This is a genomic window from Portibacter lacus (assembly GCF_021533215.1).
GTDB lineage: Bacteria > Bacteroidota > Bacteroidia > Chitinophagales > Saprospiraceae > Portibacter > Portibacter lacus.
In genome coordinates this window covers 233,782-250,078 of sequence record NZ_JAJNKA010000009.1, presented here as the reverse complement: position 1 = coordinate 250,078, position 16,297 = coordinate 233,782, and the positions used below count along the sequence as shown (strand labels likewise).

General features: G+C 36.5%; 11 protein-coding genes and 1 tRNA gene. 6 read left to right on the top strand and 6 right to left on the bottom strand.

What is annotated here, in order from left to right:
- A partial coding sequence (locus tag L2586_RS16335) for a hypothetical protein (RefSeq protein WP_235294002.1) occupies positions 1-3,352 on the bottom strand: 3,352 nt, incomplete at its 3' end.
- A gap of 191 nt (positions 3,353-3,543) precedes the next feature.
- Positions 3,544-4,398, bottom strand: a complete 855-nt coding sequence (locus L2586_RS16330) for an acyl-CoA thioesterase (RefSeq protein ID WP_235294001.1) — start codon at positions 4,396-4,398, stop codon at positions 3,544-3,546.
- Between the two features lie 107 nt (positions 4,399-4,505).
- On the opposite strand from L2586_RS16330, the gene L2586_RS16325 reads away from it, so the two are divergent.
- A tRNA-Ser gene (locus L2586_RS16325) sits at positions 4,506-4,592 on the top strand.
- A gap of 538 nt (positions 4,593-5,130) precedes the next feature.
- Positions 5,131-6,069 (top strand): OmpA/MotB family protein, encoded by a 939-nt coding sequence (locus L2586_RS16320; protein WP_235294000.1) that lies wholly within the window; start codon positions 5,131-5,133, stop codon positions 6,067-6,069.
- A gap of 36 nt (positions 6,070-6,105) precedes the next feature.
- Here the strand turns inward: L2586_RS16320 and L2586_RS16315 are convergent, their stop codons facing one another.
- The gene (locus tag L2586_RS16315; RefSeq protein WP_235293999.1) at positions 6,106-7,032 is read right to left on the bottom strand and encodes a DUF4421 family protein; all 927 of its coding nucleotides are present in this window, start codon (positions 7,030-7,032) and stop codon (positions 6,106-6,108) included.
- Between the two features lie 146 nt (positions 7,033-7,178).
- Between L2586_RS16315 and L2586_RS16310 the strand changes: the two genes are divergently transcribed.
- The 4 genes from L2586_RS16310 (at position 7,179) to L2586_RS16295 (ending at position 11,287) form a co-directional block, all read left to right on the top strand.
- Positions 7,179-7,883, top strand: a complete 705-nt coding sequence (locus L2586_RS16310) for an esterase family protein (RefSeq protein ID WP_235293998.1) — start codon at positions 7,179-7,181, stop codon at positions 7,881-7,883.
- Between the two features lie 10 nt (positions 7,884-7,893).
- Positions 7,894-9,180: a hypothetical protein gene (locus tag L2586_RS16305; protein WP_235293997.1), complete on the top strand. Its 1,287-nt coding sequence runs from the start codon at positions 7,894-7,896 to the stop codon at positions 9,178-9,180.
- Between the two features lie 62 nt (positions 9,181-9,242).
- A complete protein-coding gene (locus L2586_RS16300) occupies positions 9,243-10,088 on the top strand; it encodes a type 1 glutamine amidotransferase (protein ID WP_235293996.1) in 846 nt (281 codons plus the stop codon).
- Entirely contained in the window at positions 10,085-11,287 is a 1,203-nt protein-coding gene (locus tag L2586_RS16295) for a hypothetical protein (RefSeq protein WP_235293995.1), read from the top strand. The genes L2586_RS16300 and L2586_RS16295 overlap by 4 nt, the downstream gene beginning before the upstream one ends.
- Positions 11,288-12,698: 1,411 nt before the next feature.
- Here L2586_RS16295 and L2586_RS16290 read toward each other — a convergent pair.
- Genes L2586_RS16290 through L2586_RS16280 form a run of 3 tightly spaced genes read right to left on the bottom strand, consistent with a single transcriptional unit; the run spans position 12,699 to position 16,292 of the window.
- Positions 12,699-13,787 (bottom strand): ABC transporter ATP-binding protein, encoded by a 1,089-nt coding sequence (locus tag L2586_RS16290; protein WP_235293994.1) that lies wholly within the window; start codon positions 13,785-13,787, stop codon positions 12,699-12,701.
- Between the two features lie 2 nt (positions 13,788-13,789).
- Entirely contained in the window at positions 13,790-15,055 is a 1,266-nt protein-coding gene (locus L2586_RS16285; RefSeq protein WP_235293993.1) for a hypothetical protein, read from the bottom strand.
- Between the two features lies 1 nt (position 15,056).
- On the bottom strand, positions 15,057-16,292 hold the full coding sequence (locus tag L2586_RS16280; RefSeq protein WP_235293992.1) for a glycoside hydrolase family 130 protein: 1,236 nt from the start codon (positions 16,290-16,292) through the stop codon (positions 15,057-15,059).
- Positions 16,293-16,297: the final 5 nt, after the last annotated feature.

The following is a 16,297-nucleotide window of genomic DNA, read 5'->3' as shown; positions in this document are numbered from 1 at the left end:
CATTCTCAATTCTCTGAATGTTTAGTAAGTGCTTCTGAATCAAGATTAAATCTAAAGTTGTTACACCATTTGTATAATCATCATTCTTTGCAGAAGTGATCTCATAGTTGTAATCTTCTGGATTCCCTGTGAATGCATAGTTTCCATCTGCATCTGTAGTTGTGTATTTTGGAAACTCTGGACTTGCTGCCATTGCTTCTACTTCTACTTCACTTACCATCTGATCTTTAGAAGTTGCTATATTTCCTGCTAACATTAAGTTTCCTCCTGCTACATCATCACATCCACCTAAGTTATCTTGTAATCTAAAGCTTGCTGTACAGTAATCTGTATTGCCACTTTCATCCGTTACATATATTCTTACATCGATTGTTGCTGATACACCATTCGGTATGTATTCACATGTGAAGTTCCAGCCATACTCTTCTTTGCCTGTTACGATGTTCATTACTTTATTCAATGAAAGTGCATATGCTTCTGCATCTGTTAAGCCTTCGATATCTGATACAGGTACCATCGTTACGAATACTTCGCCACAGTTATCAAATGATCCTGCATCAAAGTCTGATGCCCACATTGATACGCCATTCTCTAACATCACTGCTGATGATAAACCATCTAAACAGTAAGGTGTAGGTGCTTTTGTATCTACGATATCAAAACCTAATGGACAATCCATTGAAGTTAAGTTACCACAACCATCGCTTACGATCCATGTAACGATATGACCACCATCTGGGAATGCTGTCATTCCTAGGTCTGATGGTGTGATTTCGTCGCCTTCGCCTGTGTGCTCTACTGTGCCGTCGCCTCCGATATCAAATTTCCAGCTCCATCCGAAGTAACTTGCTTCTGTACAATTATCTGTCGCTGTTGCTGTTAATACACCTGTTAAACTTCCATCACACTCTGCATTGAATCCTTCGCCGCATGTAATTACTGGTCCTTCTGTATCAAATAAATCATATTCTACATATAATTCAAAGTAACCATTCTCTGCTACAAATGGATTTACTTCTCCATTGATCTCAAAGTTCTCTTGGAACTGACACTGATCGATAATCTCCCATTGTGCTAAGATTTTCTTACATCCGCCTCCTGCAAAATCAAAAGTATCTAATGTCAATTTTACTCCTACTTCTGAACATAAGTTATCATAATCAATTACCGGTGCTGTTATATTTACTCCTGCACACTCCATTACTTCGATGGCTGGTAAATCTGCTCCTTCATCTACTACATCTCCTATGTTCTTTGGATTTGTCTCACACCATACGTCTGTTATTCCTGCTGCTGCAAATGCTTGCTGCTCTAAACTTCCTGCTGGGAAGCTGATGTCTTCACATACTAAGAAATTGATATCTGGATTTGCTGTGATTGTGATCGTTTGCTCACAGGTACTTACTAGTCCGTTATTTGTGTTCGTTACAGTTACTGTTCTTGTTACTGATCCTAAGCCACAATCTTCTGTACTTGTTAATGCTTGATCGATTTTTGTCTTACATGATGCTGCGCCATCCGCTGCTCCAAATAATGCATCTATCTGTTCTTTTTCTGATCCACTCAAGTTTCCATCATTTACCAAGTTGCTTAACGCTGCAAACTCGATACAATCTATACTTGTTGGGCCTGGTACATAACATGCTGGTGCTAACTTATCTTGTACTTCTACTTCGATCATTGCTGTATTACACAAATCTCCTGCTGTGCCGTACTCACCATCCATGTCTGCATCATCACATACTTGGTATTCTACCATGATTGTCTTTCCTACATCTTTACAACAGAAGTGGATAAAGTCAAAGTATTTCCCTGTATCATCTTCTTCACTATAGCCAGTGCATGTTCCACTCATTCTTCTGATTCCCTGTGATACTGGTCCACAGTTATCGTATGAGCCTTCATTAAAGGTCTCTACATAGATTTTAGCTAAGCCTTCTGAATTGTATTCTGATAATGATACTACAGTATGCGCATCTACTACGGGTACTGGAGGTACATTATCTATTACTACTATTTTAAAGGTATCTATTGATATGTTAGAACAACAATCTGAATATGACACATATACTTCTGCTGTATCGCCATTCATTGTTTTGGCATTATCAGATATGTATAACTTACCATTTAAGACTGTACCTACTGATGAGGTATAACTTCTTGTGATTGTTGCTGAACAATTATCAGTTGTTTCTGCTACTGGTAAGGTATACTCTGCACTACAATCCCATAATGAAGTTCCGATTGTTACATCTGGTAATGCTACAAATTCTGGTGCTACTGTATCTAATACTTTTATGATTTGGTTGTGCTCTATTACTGCCCCTGTACACCAGTCTAATATCTTCCATTGTCTTACTACTTTAAAACTTGGAGAGTTCATATCACATGGCTGATTAAATTCATCTAGACATGTTGCTATTCTGATATCATTATAGCCTGCTTGTAAAGTTCCACATCCTTGGCCTCCTACTACTCCAGTACCAATAGCTACAACTTCGCCATTTTCATCTAATTTATCGTAGGGAGAAGGATGACCATTTTCTAAAACATTCCATTCTGTACCTGCTCCATCACATGAAAGAGGGAAAGAAATATCTACAGTTCCATAAGCTTCCACTCTATCTGGACAATCTGCTTCATTAATTTCTAAGCAAGTAAAATCATTAGGCAATGTTAAATCATCTAATGTTTCAATTTCTAAATATATTTGCTGTGTACAAGTTGAAGTTCTGCCAAACTCATCTGTTGCAGTAAATACTCTGTATATAGTATCTCCATCACAGCCACCTTGTTTAAATACATCTCTGTATGATAGATTATACTCAGAGCATTCTACTATTCCAACTCCCCATGCAAGTGCATTCGCTGGACCATCATACCCACCTAAAACTAGGGCATCTTGGAGTATTTCTTCTTCATCTTCTAACTCTTCAATAAGTAAAGCTAGATTTTCTGGTGAAGTATCTTCACTACAATCAATTGTTAAATCAATAGGACAAGTGATAAAAGGTGCTAATTTATCCTCAACAACAATGTTTCCCCAGCATTGGTTACCATTGTCAGAATTAAGCACTTTATACTCATATGTACCAACACTAAAAATAGTATCAAACTCTAATCCAGTAATTTCTACTGTTAAATTAGGACACTCATCTGGTGCTGTAATTGCATTTACTACCATGTCAGGTGTAACCACAACAATACATCCACTCGTATCAAGTGATGTATTAAGGTTGCCGATACATGCTGAAACATCGCACTGTGCGTTAGATTGGGTTATCGAAGTCAACGACAACATAACGGTTAAAAAACTCAGGCATAGCGCCTTAATTGTAAAAATTTTATTCATGAGATTGAGTTGGTTAAAACAATAAATAAACACTCAAAATTAACACAATTTTTAAATTTTCAAATGCTTAACCTACCTGAAAAAGAGCCCTATATGTATAGGAAAAATTAAATGTATCGCATTCATTTACAATTCACAGTCTTACACATTAACATTTAATTCAATATGTGAAAAAAAAAAATTAAAATAATTTATTTGACCACTCTCATGAGTCCTTCTTGAACAACTGAGGCAACTAATCTACCGTCTTGACTGAAAATATTCCCTCTAGTAAAACCCCTTGAATTAGAGGCACTTGGACTATCTAATGAGTATAAATGCCACTGCGAAATATCAAATTCTTGGTGAATCCACATGGCATGGTCCAAACTTGCTAAGAAGCTTTTTTCATGATTCAATACTTCTCTGTGAGGTAAAGTAGCGGTTGTTAACAAGTTATAATCACTTGCGTAGGCTAAAATCTCATGATGCTTAGATAATTTAGGTCCGACATCACCTTTTGCTCTGAACCAAATGTGTTGGAATGGTTCACTATTTTTTTGGAGTAATGGGCCATAATTTTCAACAGGCCTAAATTCTATAGGGCGATCATGATTATATGCGGCATATGCTTTAGGAAATGTTTCTTTAATTGATTCAATGATCTCATGATCAGATATTAAATTTTCTGGCTTAGTAACATCAGGCATTGTAATCTGATGCTCGAATCCATCTTGTTTTAGCTGAAAGGAGGCAGCCATTATAAAGATAGGTCTTCCTTTCTGTATCGCTACAACTCTTCGCGTAGTAAAGCTTCCACCATCACGAACTACATCCACTTCATATACGATAGGCATACTTATATCTCCAGCCAAAATAAAATAAGCATGCATAGAATGTAAAAACCGATCTTCAGGTACGGTTCGGTATGCTGCGTTAACAGATTGTGCTAGTACCTGTCCTCCAAACACTCTTTTCCATGGAGACATAAAATTTTGTCCTCTAAAAATATTGACTTCGATCTGCTCAAGGTTCAATAATGCCTCTAGTTCTTTAACATTTTCCATTCATATAAATTTGACCGCGAAATTAGATATTTTAAAAAATAATAAAGAATAAAGCAATATTTTGAATAAAACTATATATTTGCATCGCTTAAGAAAAAAAGCAACACGGTGAGGTGGGTGAGTGGCTGAAACCACCAGTTTGCTAAACTGACGTACTGGAGACGGTACCGGGGGTTCGAATCCCCCTCTCACCGCAAGACAAAAGCTGTCCATTTTTGGACGGCTTTTGTAATTTATAATACCTTCTTAAACATAGCAATTTTCTTCCCTTCAATAGAACCTACTAAATAATACTTCGAATATTCCAGTGTTACATTGCATCCTATCTTCTAAAAAAAATAAAAACTCACCTTTTATCATTAAGCTTTCGATTGATAATTATCCACTATAAGTAAAAGCAGATCATTTTACTTCCAACGTTTCTTGTGAAAATCAAAGATTCTATCTCTCATAAAAAATATTCGACTACCTATTCAATCGGAGCATTCGATATCCCATTGGTTTAACCAAATAGCCTAATTAAAACTTTAACTATATTCTTAACTAAACCCGTGAATTTTTCTATATATCTCTAACGTTTATACGAATTATTACAGCTGATACATTGTCACCTGCCAAGAATAAAAATTTGGGTCCACAAGACATTTCAAGGAAATATTACAAGAGGAAGACAATATTTAAAGCGGTAGGATTATTTAAACCATTTACTAAAAAATACTAAATCAGACAAAAATGAAAACTTTAAAATTTTTTCTATTTATGCTTATCATGGGAACATTTTTTACTTCTTGTGTTTCTAAAAAGAAATTTGTCTTGTTAGAGCGAGAATTAGAAGACAGAACTAATGAAGCTCGAGCCTACCAGAATAGAGTTCAAGATTGCAACAAGAAAATATCTGAAAAGGATAAGGCAATAGCTCTTGCATTAGCAGAACAAAATAATTTAGCAAGTCAAATTGATGCAGAAAAAAACATTAATGAGAATCTAAATCTTCAAATTAAGGATCTTAAGAACCAACGAGATCTACAAATGACACAAGTTGGGGACTTAACCGTTTTATCGAAAACTGCAAATGATAACGTGGGAAATACCATAAAGCAACTTGAACAAAAAGATAAATACATTTCGCTTCTAAATCTAGCCAAAAACAAAACGGATTCTCTCAATCTTGCATTGGCCGTCAACCTAAAAAGTGTTCTTGCTAAAGGAATTCTAGATGAAGATATAGACGTACAGGTAGACAAAACTGTTGTATTTATTAACCTTTCTGATAAAATGCTTTATAAAAGTGGAAGTGCAGAAATAAGTGATAGAGCAAATGAAGTGTTAGAAAAGATAGCACAAATCATAAAATCTAGACCGGAACTAGAAGTTATGGTGGAAGGTTATACAGATTCTAATCCGATCAACACCCAATGTATAAAAGACAACTGGGATTTGTCTGTGAAAAGATCTACCGCAGTGGTAAGAACGCTTCAGAATAATTTTGGAATTGATCCGAATAAATTAATTGCAGCTGGAAGAGGCGAATACAACACGTTAGCAGATAATGCTACAGAGGCAGGACGCTCTATAAATAGACGTACACGAATTATTTTACTTCCTAAATTAAATCAATTTTATGATCTACTGAATCCTGAATTAGCAGATAAGGGAGGATTAGATAAATAAAACGATAAGGCTCTGAAAGAAATTTCGGAGCCTTTTTCATTTAAAGAACCTTCTTCCTGCATAAAGTCTCATCTTCCAATTTTCAACCACGACATTATATCCATTTCCGTAATCATATTCAGGATAAAAATTATAATTGATCCCAATAAAATATTGACCGGTATCATAGACCACCGAGGATATTACATTAAAATTAGGCAGAAGCGATAAATCCGAACCTAACTTCTCATTTCCCCATTTTGAATAACGAATATCTAATCCCGTTTTTGCAATCAAAGAAATATTAAGCTGATCTATCACTTGAGTATATCCATACCCTACTCCACCTCCAATAGAAAATCTTTGATAATTGTGAAGCTCAAAGCGTTCTTCGGCAATTAAGTTTAATGTGTTAACGCGCATATTATGATATGATGCCGGAGCATATAAAATGAAAGATCCCGCTGATGTTAATTGCTTATCATTAAATCTAAGCGCAGACTTTAATGACCATCTTTCACTATTTAAAACATAGTGCACATTGACTCTATTAAAAACAAAGTAGTTGTTCAGATACCTTAAATCTAGACCTTTATCCAAGACGTTATCTAGGCTTTCATAACCCATAACTAACTTGAAATTATAGTTCACATGAATTTTACTTGGATAAAAATTTAGACCAAAACCAGTACCAAAAGTTTGCTTTTCATCTATCGTATAATTATCAATGCCGATCAAAGGTAGTGCGAAGAAAAGTTCTAGCAGATTTCTCTTGAAGTATAGGCCTGTACTCCAATTATGGTTCCGAAATAAAGTCTCCGTTACATTAGCGTGATTAATTTTCACACTTAAATCTTTAAGTGTCGTATGAAACTGAATTGTTTTATTTCTAGGGATAATTTCGATATATTGAGTATCTACTTGGGCATTTAATGACCATAACCCAGCAATAAGCATAAAAAAGAACATTATTAGATTTCTCATACCATGACGAATATAATTCCAATAAACTGAAAAACAACTATTAATATGTTACGAAAATACCCTATATAAAAATAAGAGCATATACCTTATTAATTTATCGCAAGATAGTCGAACTTTGCGTTGTTTAGTTGAACTTTTAAGCAAATATGAAAGAAGAATATAAAAAGTGGTATTCTCCCACACTTAGTAAAGAAATAGAGATGCTTGTGTTCGGTCATGCCGGATATCCTGTCATCTTATTTCCGACCACATTAGGTCGACATAATGAATGCAAAGATATGTTGCTCATCGATTCTGTCAAGTGGTTTTTAGATGAAGGATTAGTACAAATATACTGCCCTGATTCGGTAACTAATCTTAGTTGGTATGACAAAACCATACATCCTGCAGATCGAGTCAAAAACCACATGTGGTATGATTCATTTATTTTAGAAGAAGTGGTCAATGCAATTTGCCATGAAAAGAAAATACCAAAGGTTGCTGTGGCTGGTCCAAGTTTCGGTGGTTATCAAGCAGCTAATTTTGCTTTTAGACACCCAGAAAAGGTTAGCCATTTATTCAGCATGAGTGGATCTTTCAATATTAAATCATTCATGGATGGATACTATGATGATAATGTATATTACAATAATCCAGTTGATTTTCTTCCAGATAGTAACCATCCTGATTTATGGAAGATGAAAATTGTTCTTGGAGTCGGAGAATGGGATATTTGCCTTGCGTCTAACCAAGAATTATCTGGCATATTAAATCATAAGAACATTCCTCACTGGTATGATCTTAGAAAATGGGCGAAGCACGATTGGCCAATCTGGCGAGAGATGTTTCCACATTATTTATCAACTTTATAAAATAAGAGCAATGAAAAAAATAGGAATTTTATACGGAAGAGAAGAAAGCTTTCCACAAGCATTTATCGATAGAGTAAATTCTAAAGGGATTAAAGATATTGTTGCAGAATCAGTAACCATTGATATGGTTCAACAAGCTGCACCTTCAGAATATGCAGTTATTATCGACAGAATCTCTCAAGACGTTCCATTTTATAGAGCTTTTCTTAAGAATGCAGCGATGTCAGGAACGGCAGTGATCAATAATCCATTCTGGTGGAGTGCGGATGAGAAATTTTTCAATAATGCCATCGCAGAAAGTGTAGGCGTACCTGTTCCGAAGACAGTCATATTGCCATCATATGAAAGACCAGATGATACGTCAGAAAATTCATTTAGAAACTTGAAGTTTCCATACGGTTGGGACAAAAACTTCGAATATGTAGGGTTTCCTGCTTATATGAAACCACATGATGGTGGAGGATGGAAACATGTTTATAAAGTCAATGATGCACAAGATTTGTTCAACAAACATGCGGAGACTGGACAGTTAGTGATGTTGCTTCAAGAAGAAATAGATTTCACAGAATACTTCAGATGTTATGTTCTAGGAGGAACGAATGTTCACATAATGCAATACGAGCCTAGAAATGAGCATCATCTAAGATATGTACATGATGGTGCACCCGTTGCACAAGAAATCTTAGATAAAGTAAAAGACTATTGTATAAGGCTAAATCAAGCACTTGGTTATGATTTCAATACAGTAGAATTTGCGATTAGAGACGGAATACCATACGCAATTGATTTTTGCAATCCAGCGCCAGATGCTGATGTGAAGTCTGTAGGTGAAGCAAATTTCGAATGGATTGTAGAGAATGCGGCAAATATGGCCATTGAAAAAGCGAAGGAATTTAAGCCTGGTAAGGTTAATTTGACGTGGGGTACTTTTGTAAAGGATCAATTCCCGACACAACCTGCACCTGCCAAGAAAGCACCTGTAAAAAGAACTCCAGCGAAAAAAGCAGTAGCTAAGAAAGCGCCTGTTAAAAAGGCTCCAGTCAAAAAAGTACCTGTTAAGAAAGCTCCAGTAGTAAAAGCAGTTGCTAAAAAAGCAGTTGAAACAGTAGAGAAAGTAGCAGAAGTGAAACCTGTTGTTAAAAAAGCTCCTGCTAAACGAGTGGCAAGTAAAAAGACAGCAAGTACTGCAACGAAGACGCCAGCTAAAAAAACACCGACGAAAACAGCTACTAGTAAAGCCGCGGCTAAGACTCCAGTTGCAAAAAAAGCACCAGCAAAGAGAGCACCTAAGAAATGATTTAGATCAATAAATTATTGATTACGAATCAATTAGCGCGCTTTGATGTTTAAGTGCATGAAATGAGAAATACAGTAATGAGACAAATGAAACCTAAAGTAGCGATTCTGGATATGAATAATCAAGTTCAGAACCAAGGTCTACGATGTATTAGAGAAATCGTAAAAAGATTTGATAATGAAGTAGAATGGGAAATATTCGATGTCAGGGCAAAGAACGAAGTGCCTGACTTGAGCTACGACATTTATATTTCTAGCGGTGGTCCTGGAAGCCCATTAGAAAAGGGTAAATGGAGAAAACCATATTTTGAATTAGTTGATAATTTACTAGCTTTTAATCTAAGTAATCAAGATGATAAGAAACACATGTTTTTTATTTGTTATTCATATCAGTTGATGTGTGATCACTTAAAATTGAGCAAAGTAACCAAGCGAAAATCTACTTCTTTCGGAGTATTGCCTATTCATAAAACGAAATCGGGCAGAACAGATCCTATTTTAGAAGGACTTCCTGATCCTTACTACGCAGTTGATTCTAGGGATTGGCAAGTTGTGCAACCTATTGTTCCTAAGTTTAGAAAAATGGGTGCCCGAATTCTAAGTTTAGAGAAAATCAGAACGCATGTGGAATATGAAAGAGCGATTATGGCGATTAGATTTACTCCTGAAATGGTGGGGACACAATTTCATCCTGAAGCAGATGCAGAAGGAATGAAGAATCATTTGAAAATAGAGGATAATAAAAACAAAATTATCAGAAATTTCGACTTGGAAAAATATGAGCAAACGTTGGCTCAGCTTGACGATCCAGATAAAATAAAATTGACTCAAGACACAATACTACCTCAGTTTATAAGAAATTGCTTAACTTCCATTAAAACTTGTAAGGAAGAACTGCAATTACTATGATAAGGAGATATAGAGAGTTATTTAACACCCAATTTTCAGGAGAAAAATATAATGAGTTTTTAAAGGATATTAGCGAGAGTGTTAATCATACACCACCATTTAGGATTTCTGAGACACCAATATTTGTAGATCGGATTTTCAAAGAAAAGTTATTGCAAGCATGTTCCGAAATACTTACCCAAGTAAGTTCTTCTGAGTTTATGGAAGCTTCGAAAAGTGCGCTAAATCATCCTTCTTTGAACATGCCTTTGTACGAAAAGCCATGTCGATTTATTCAATTAGATTTTGGGATTTGTGAAGATGAACATGGTGTGCTGAGTCCTCAATTAATTGAGCTCCAAGGGTTTCCTTCATTGTACTTCTATCAAGAATTATTGGGTTCGATGTATCAAAAGCATTTTAAATTAGACCCACAACTTTCTATCTTTCCGCAGAATCTAACAACAAAAGAATACATCGATTTATTACAAAAAGAAATCGTAGGCGACACGCCAGCTGAGCAAGTTGTTTTATTAGAAATAGAGCCTGAAACACAGACTACCCGAATTGATTTCCTTTGCGCTGAGAAAATGATCGGCATCAAAGAATTGTGTATCACTGAATTAATCAAAGAAGGAAAAGGGTTATTCTACTTGAATGCAGAAGGTAGAAAAATTAAGATCTTGAAAATTTTCAATAGAGTTATTTTTGACGAATTAAATCAACGTAGTGATTTGAAAAGGTCTTTTCGATTCAGCGATGAAGTGGATGTAGAGTGGATCGGTCATCCCACTTGGTTTTTCAGAATCTCTAAACATTCTCTTCCTTTACTTAAAAGTGATTATGTTCCAGAATCATACTATCTGGATCAATTAGAAGAATATCCGGAAGATTTAGACCAATTTGTACTTAAACCCTTATTTTCCTTTGCTGGCTCTGGAGTCAACTTGCATTTAAGTAAGGATTTATTAGATGGAATATCTGACAGAAGCAACTATATTATTCAGCGAAAAGTTTCTTACAAATCTATCATAGAGACGAAAGATGAACCTGCCAAGTGCGAAATCAGAATGATGTCAGTATTAAATAGTGAGACTGGCAAGTTTGATATTGTGTGTAATCTTGCTCGATTAACTAAGGGGGAGATGGTTGGTGTCAAGTATAATAAGAACAAAGAATGGGTGGGAGGAAGTGTTGCTTTTTTTGAAAAGGACGATTAGGCTAATTTTTCTCGGGTTAAAAACCAAGGCCGTATGAGCATCTAGTTTTCATTGTCAATGTCAGATGAGAGAATCAGCAATGATATTTATAAAATCAATGGACAATGTACTTTAGTGCAAGACTTTCCTGAAAACCTAAAACTAGTAACAAGCAAAGTTGCCCGCAGATTACGCGGATTCTCGCAGATTTAAACAAGACGGATTTCTTTTTCTCGGGCTGAAGCCCAAGCTCCTATATCAGTCTAATGGTCAACTTTCATTTTTCAACAAGAATGTTAAAAAAGAGAACCTAGTCCCAGAGGGACGTTACCTTTGTAGCACCCAATACACCAAGTTAATTTAAGCGCCAGAGGTGCGACACCTTATCTTTATTGGTAGAATAGGCATAATACATTTTCACCTATCTTTCCTAAAAACTAAATTGCCCGCGGATTCTCGCAGATTTTAAATAAGACGAATATCTTTTTCTCGGGCTGAAGCCCAAGCTCCTATGAGCATTAATTTTTAACTGTAAATTTCTAATTTGATAAAGAAATAAACCTTGAATTTCATAACATCAATGGACCTCGTACTTTAGTGAAAGACTTTCCTGAAAACTTAAAACGAGTAACAAACAAAGTTGCCCGCAGATTACGCGGATTCTCGCAGATTTTAAAACAGATTTCTTTTTCTCGGGCTGAAGCCCAAGTTCCTATTGGCATCTAGTTTTCATTGTCAATGTCAGATGAGAGAATCAGCAATGATATTTATAAAATCAATGGACAATGTACTTTAGTGCAAGACTTTCCTGAAAACCTAAAACTATTAACAAGCAAAGTTGCCCGCAGATTACGCGGATTCTCGCAGATTTAAACAAGACGGATTTCTTTTTCTCGGGCTGAAGCCCAAGTTCCTATGGGCACCTAGTTTTCATTGTCAATGTCTGATGAGAGAATCAGCAATGATATTTATAAAATCAATGGACAATGTACTTTAGTGCAAGACTTTCCTGAAAACCTAAAACTAGTAACAAGCAAAGTTGCCCGCAGATTACGCGGATTCTCGCAGATTTTAAACAAGACGGATTTCTTTTTCTAGGGTTAAAACCCAAGCTCCTATATCAGTCTAATGGTCAACTTTCATTTTTCAACAAGAATGTTAAAAAAGAGAACCTAGTCCCAGAGGGACGTTACCTTTGTAGCACCCAATACACCAAGTTAATTTAAGCGCCAGAGGTGCGACACCTCATCTTTATTGGTAGAATAGGTATAATACAATTTCACCTATCTTTCCTAAAATCTTAAAACAAAATTGCTCGCAGATTTAAACAAAACGGATTTCTTTTTCTCGGGCTGAAGCCCAAGCTCCTATGGGACTAAGTTTCAACTGTCAATATCTGACGTCCTTTGTCTATCTGATAGGTTAATTTTCACTATCCTATCGCTACACCGCTAACTTTATCAAAAAAATGGATCTTCTCCCTATCAATGTAAAGCTCTCTTTCGAAAGGCGGATTCAATAACTCTTCAGCAACCAACCTAGCGGATATCTGCACACCGTTTATTTCAAAAAAAGCAAATCCATCGTGCCCTAGTAATTCCGTCCATTTAACAGTGGTTGTGAATTTCACAGGAGCATCGATATTCGTAGGCAGAGAGTAGATGTGCTCTGGTCTAATACCAAGAATAACCTCCGTATGCTCAAGATCACGAATCTTATCTTTTACCTCTATCCTAATGACTCCATCATTCGAGATAAAACTTGCAATCCCATTATCGTCCACTACTTTCCCTTCGATGAAGTTCATCGTTGGCGAGCCAATGAATCCTGCTACAAATTTATTCGCTGGATGATTGTATAGATTCTGGGGAGTATCTATTTGCTGAATAACCCCTTTATTAAGAACAATGATTCTATCACCCAACGTCATCGCTTCTACTTGATCGTGGGTTACATAAACCATCGTTGCTTCCAATCTTTTGTGAAGTGATGCTATTTCCAATCTCATCTGGCCTCTTAGCTGTGCATCTAAGTTACTTAACGGTTCATCGAAGAGGAATACCTTAGGATTTCTTACTATGGCTCTTCCTATGGCAATTCGCTGACGCTGACCACCTGACATGGCTTTCGGTTTTCGATCCAATAAATCTTCAATATCTAAAACCTTAGCGGCTGCCATCACTTTCTCCTTAATCTCTGCTTTTTTCAGCCCTCTAATCTTTAACCCAAATGCCATATTATCATAAGCAGTCATATGCGGATAAAGCGCATAATTCTGGAAGACTATAGAAATATCTCTATCTTTCGGGGATAGATCATTAACAATGGTATTATCAATACTTATCTTTCCTGACGTAATATCTTCTAGGCCAGCAATCATACGCAACAAGGTTGATTTACCACATCCCGATGGTCCCACCAATACCATAAACTCTTTGTCTTTTACTTCAAAGCTTACAGGTTGTATCGCTTGAACTTTTCCATAACTTTTTGTGACTTGTTCAAATTTTACATTTGCCATAATTAATTAGTTAAGTTCATTTTTACTTCATTCCAAATTTCTGGATACTTTGATATCGCCTGCAATGCTAATAATGCCTCGATCGTGGATTCAGCTCCGGAATTTTTATTCACTTCCGTCATGGAAATAATCCCATCAAATGTGATTCCTGTCTTCGGATCATACATTTGTTGATTGGCTTGATTATCTCCCAGATACCAATTCCCAAGGTCGATTGCAATCTTTTTATAACTAGGATTCTTGTTAACCTCATAGGCTTCTAGTGCTGCATAAATCATTGGCCTCAAATTATAAGCAATCTGCGGAAAAGCTTCCGTTTCCATTACTTCGTAACCATCCTCAGATTTTGCCAATTTGAAAAAAGATGGTTTTTCTTTCAAATAATGCGGTATAAAATATTCCACTTCTCTTTGGCCTGCTTTTATCATGGTTTCATTTTCCAACAATCGCCCAACTTTCAACATCGCATAGGCTTGTGAGTTTCCCCAAGCATGCCAGATATTCTGCCAGCTCATCGATGCGAAGTAAGGAAATTCCTCCTCATCACCTAATTGTAAACCCTCCAAAATGCCACCAAATTCTTCCAACTTCTGTTTTAACTCCTCAGATGGCTCAAGCTCATAAAAATTCGAAAGACCAATCATTAAAAGTGCTAATTGATCTCCGCCGATATCTTTCACACAAGTCGGTGTCACAATTCCTTCTGTAGTAAACACTTCCTCTTTATTGGCACAAATTTCCATCATCAATGGAAGTAATCTCTTCATTGAGCTCAGCGCTTCTTCCTTCAACTCAGAAAATACGGAATCATCCAAACTTGCTACTTCTGACAATGCCCAAAAGGCCCTCCATGACCACCAGTTTGCTTCCGCGACACTATTTTGATGAGTTTTGTTAATACTTTTATCAGGAAACACAAAATTATAGAAGTACCCATTCTCAGCTTGCATGTTCAGTACAAAATTGCTTAATGTGACAATCTTCTCTTCTACCTTTTTACTCGGTGACTCTTTATACAAATTGACATATAACACCAAACTCCTTGCTACATCATCCACACAAGTATATCCCTCATCTTCATCTGTAACATGATGATAATCTGGTGCTTCACAATAAATCCAAATGCTTCCTATTTGCTCTCCGTTCACCTCATATTCCTCATAAAGGTGATCTAAGTGATCCGTGTTAATTGCACTTTCTTTTTGTACAACTTCAGATTCACAACCGAAAATAATCAACAAACACAAACCTATTAACTTCGATTTCATCTTATTTAGTTAATTCATTTAGAACATCTTGAATAGAAACCTTTGCAAAACTAATGGCGCTATCCGACATCGCATATGGTATAAAAAGCGTACCTGCATGCACGATCATACCGCAGGTATAAAGTACATTAGGAACATAACCTTCTCGCTCCTCTTCATTCGGACTAAGCAAAGGCTGATCTAGACTCGCAATTACCTTCGATGGATCTTCTAGATCTAGCAAAGACATGCTCAATGTATACTTCCTCATCGGTCCCACTCCATGCGTTAGCAACAACCAACCAGCTTCCGTTTCGATAGGACTTCCATTGTTTCCAATCTGCAACATTTCCCATCCGCGCTGTGGAATCTGTAATGGTGCACTATCATTCCATTCGTATAAACTATCAGAAAACATAATACTCAGACTTCGACCACCTTGCCTACCGATCATCGCATAACGACCATTGACCTTTCTAGGAAAAAGTGCTAATCCTTTATTCGTTGCCATTGTACCTTTTAACCCTCCGATTTCAAAGCGCTGAAAGTCCTCCGTGACAATCAATTGTGGTCGAATATCGGTTCCACTATATGCAGTATACGTGCCGACATAACTCCCTTCATCTTCTATTTCCACGAACCGAACATCTTCCATCCCCATTCTTTCCGAAGGCAATTGAGGAAATAAAACGCGACTACTTATTGCCGTTTTCGGGTCAAAATCTACGGTATAGGCATCCCCTTTTATATCGACCTTTCCGCTCGTTAACTTATTTTCCATCTGATGAAGAATCACCTTTCCACTCTCATCAATCTCCCCGCTACAAAATGCAACTGAAGAAATATGCCCTTCACCTGTCGCCCGCAGACTCATGATAAACTTAAGTCCTCCTTCTTCCACTCCAGACTGATCTGGATGCGCTACGATAGATGGGTTAAAAAGCGCTGATGCTTGAATACTGTATTCGTGTGTAAAATAAGATCCCAATAACATTTTCTGGCTTTCACTTAACGCTTGTGAAACCATGCTGTTAATTCTAGAGAAATTATTTAAAAATTGACCTTTAAGATCAAAATGTCTGTCCCCGAAATCAGCATATATTTTTTTTAGTTCTAGGTCAATTTGGTCTTGGTCTAAGCTCAATACGTACTCCACGATTGGATTTATTCGATCAGGATTCAGACCAAAATCTAGATATCTTAAAAGAACCTTTTTGACATCTGCATACAACCTTATATCTGTTCTTTCTACCTTCATTTTAA

Coding starts and splice junctions, on each gene's coding strand:
- L2586_RS16330 (WP_235294001.1), bottom strand. CDS start 4,398: ATGGAAAATGTTAAAGAACTAGAGGCATTATTGAACCTTGAGCAGATC.
- L2586_RS16320 (WP_235294000.1), top strand. CDS start 5,131: ATGAAAACTTTAAAATTTTTTCTATTTATGCTTATCATGGGAACATTT.
- L2586_RS16315 (WP_235293999.1), bottom strand. CDS start 7,032: ATGAGAAATCTAATAATGTTCTTTTTTATGCTTATTGCTGGGTTATGG.
- L2586_RS16310 (WP_235293998.1), top strand. CDS start 7,179: ATGAAAGAAGAATATAAAAAGTGGTATTCTCCCACACTTAGTAAAGAA.
- L2586_RS16305 (WP_235293997.1), top strand. CDS start 7,894: ATGAAAAAAATAGGAATTTTATACGGAAGAGAAGAAAGCTTTCCACAA.
- L2586_RS16300 (WP_235293996.1), top strand. CDS start 9,243: ATGAGAAATACAGTAATGAGACAAATGAAACCTAAAGTAGCGATTCTG.
- L2586_RS16295 (WP_235293995.1), top strand. CDS start 10,085: ATGATAAGGAGATATAGAGAGTTATTTAACACCCAATTTTCAGGAGAA.
- L2586_RS16290 (WP_235293994.1), bottom strand. CDS start 13,787: ATGGCAAATGTAAAATTTGAACAAGTCACAAAAAGTTATGGAAAAGTT.
- L2586_RS16285 (WP_235293993.1), bottom strand. CDS start 15,055: ATGAAATCGAAGTTAATAGGTTTGTGTTTGTTGATTATTTTCGGTTGT.
- L2586_RS16280 (WP_235293992.1), bottom strand. CDS start 16,292: ATGAAGGTAGAAAGAACAGATATAAGGTTGTATGCAGATGTCAAAAAG.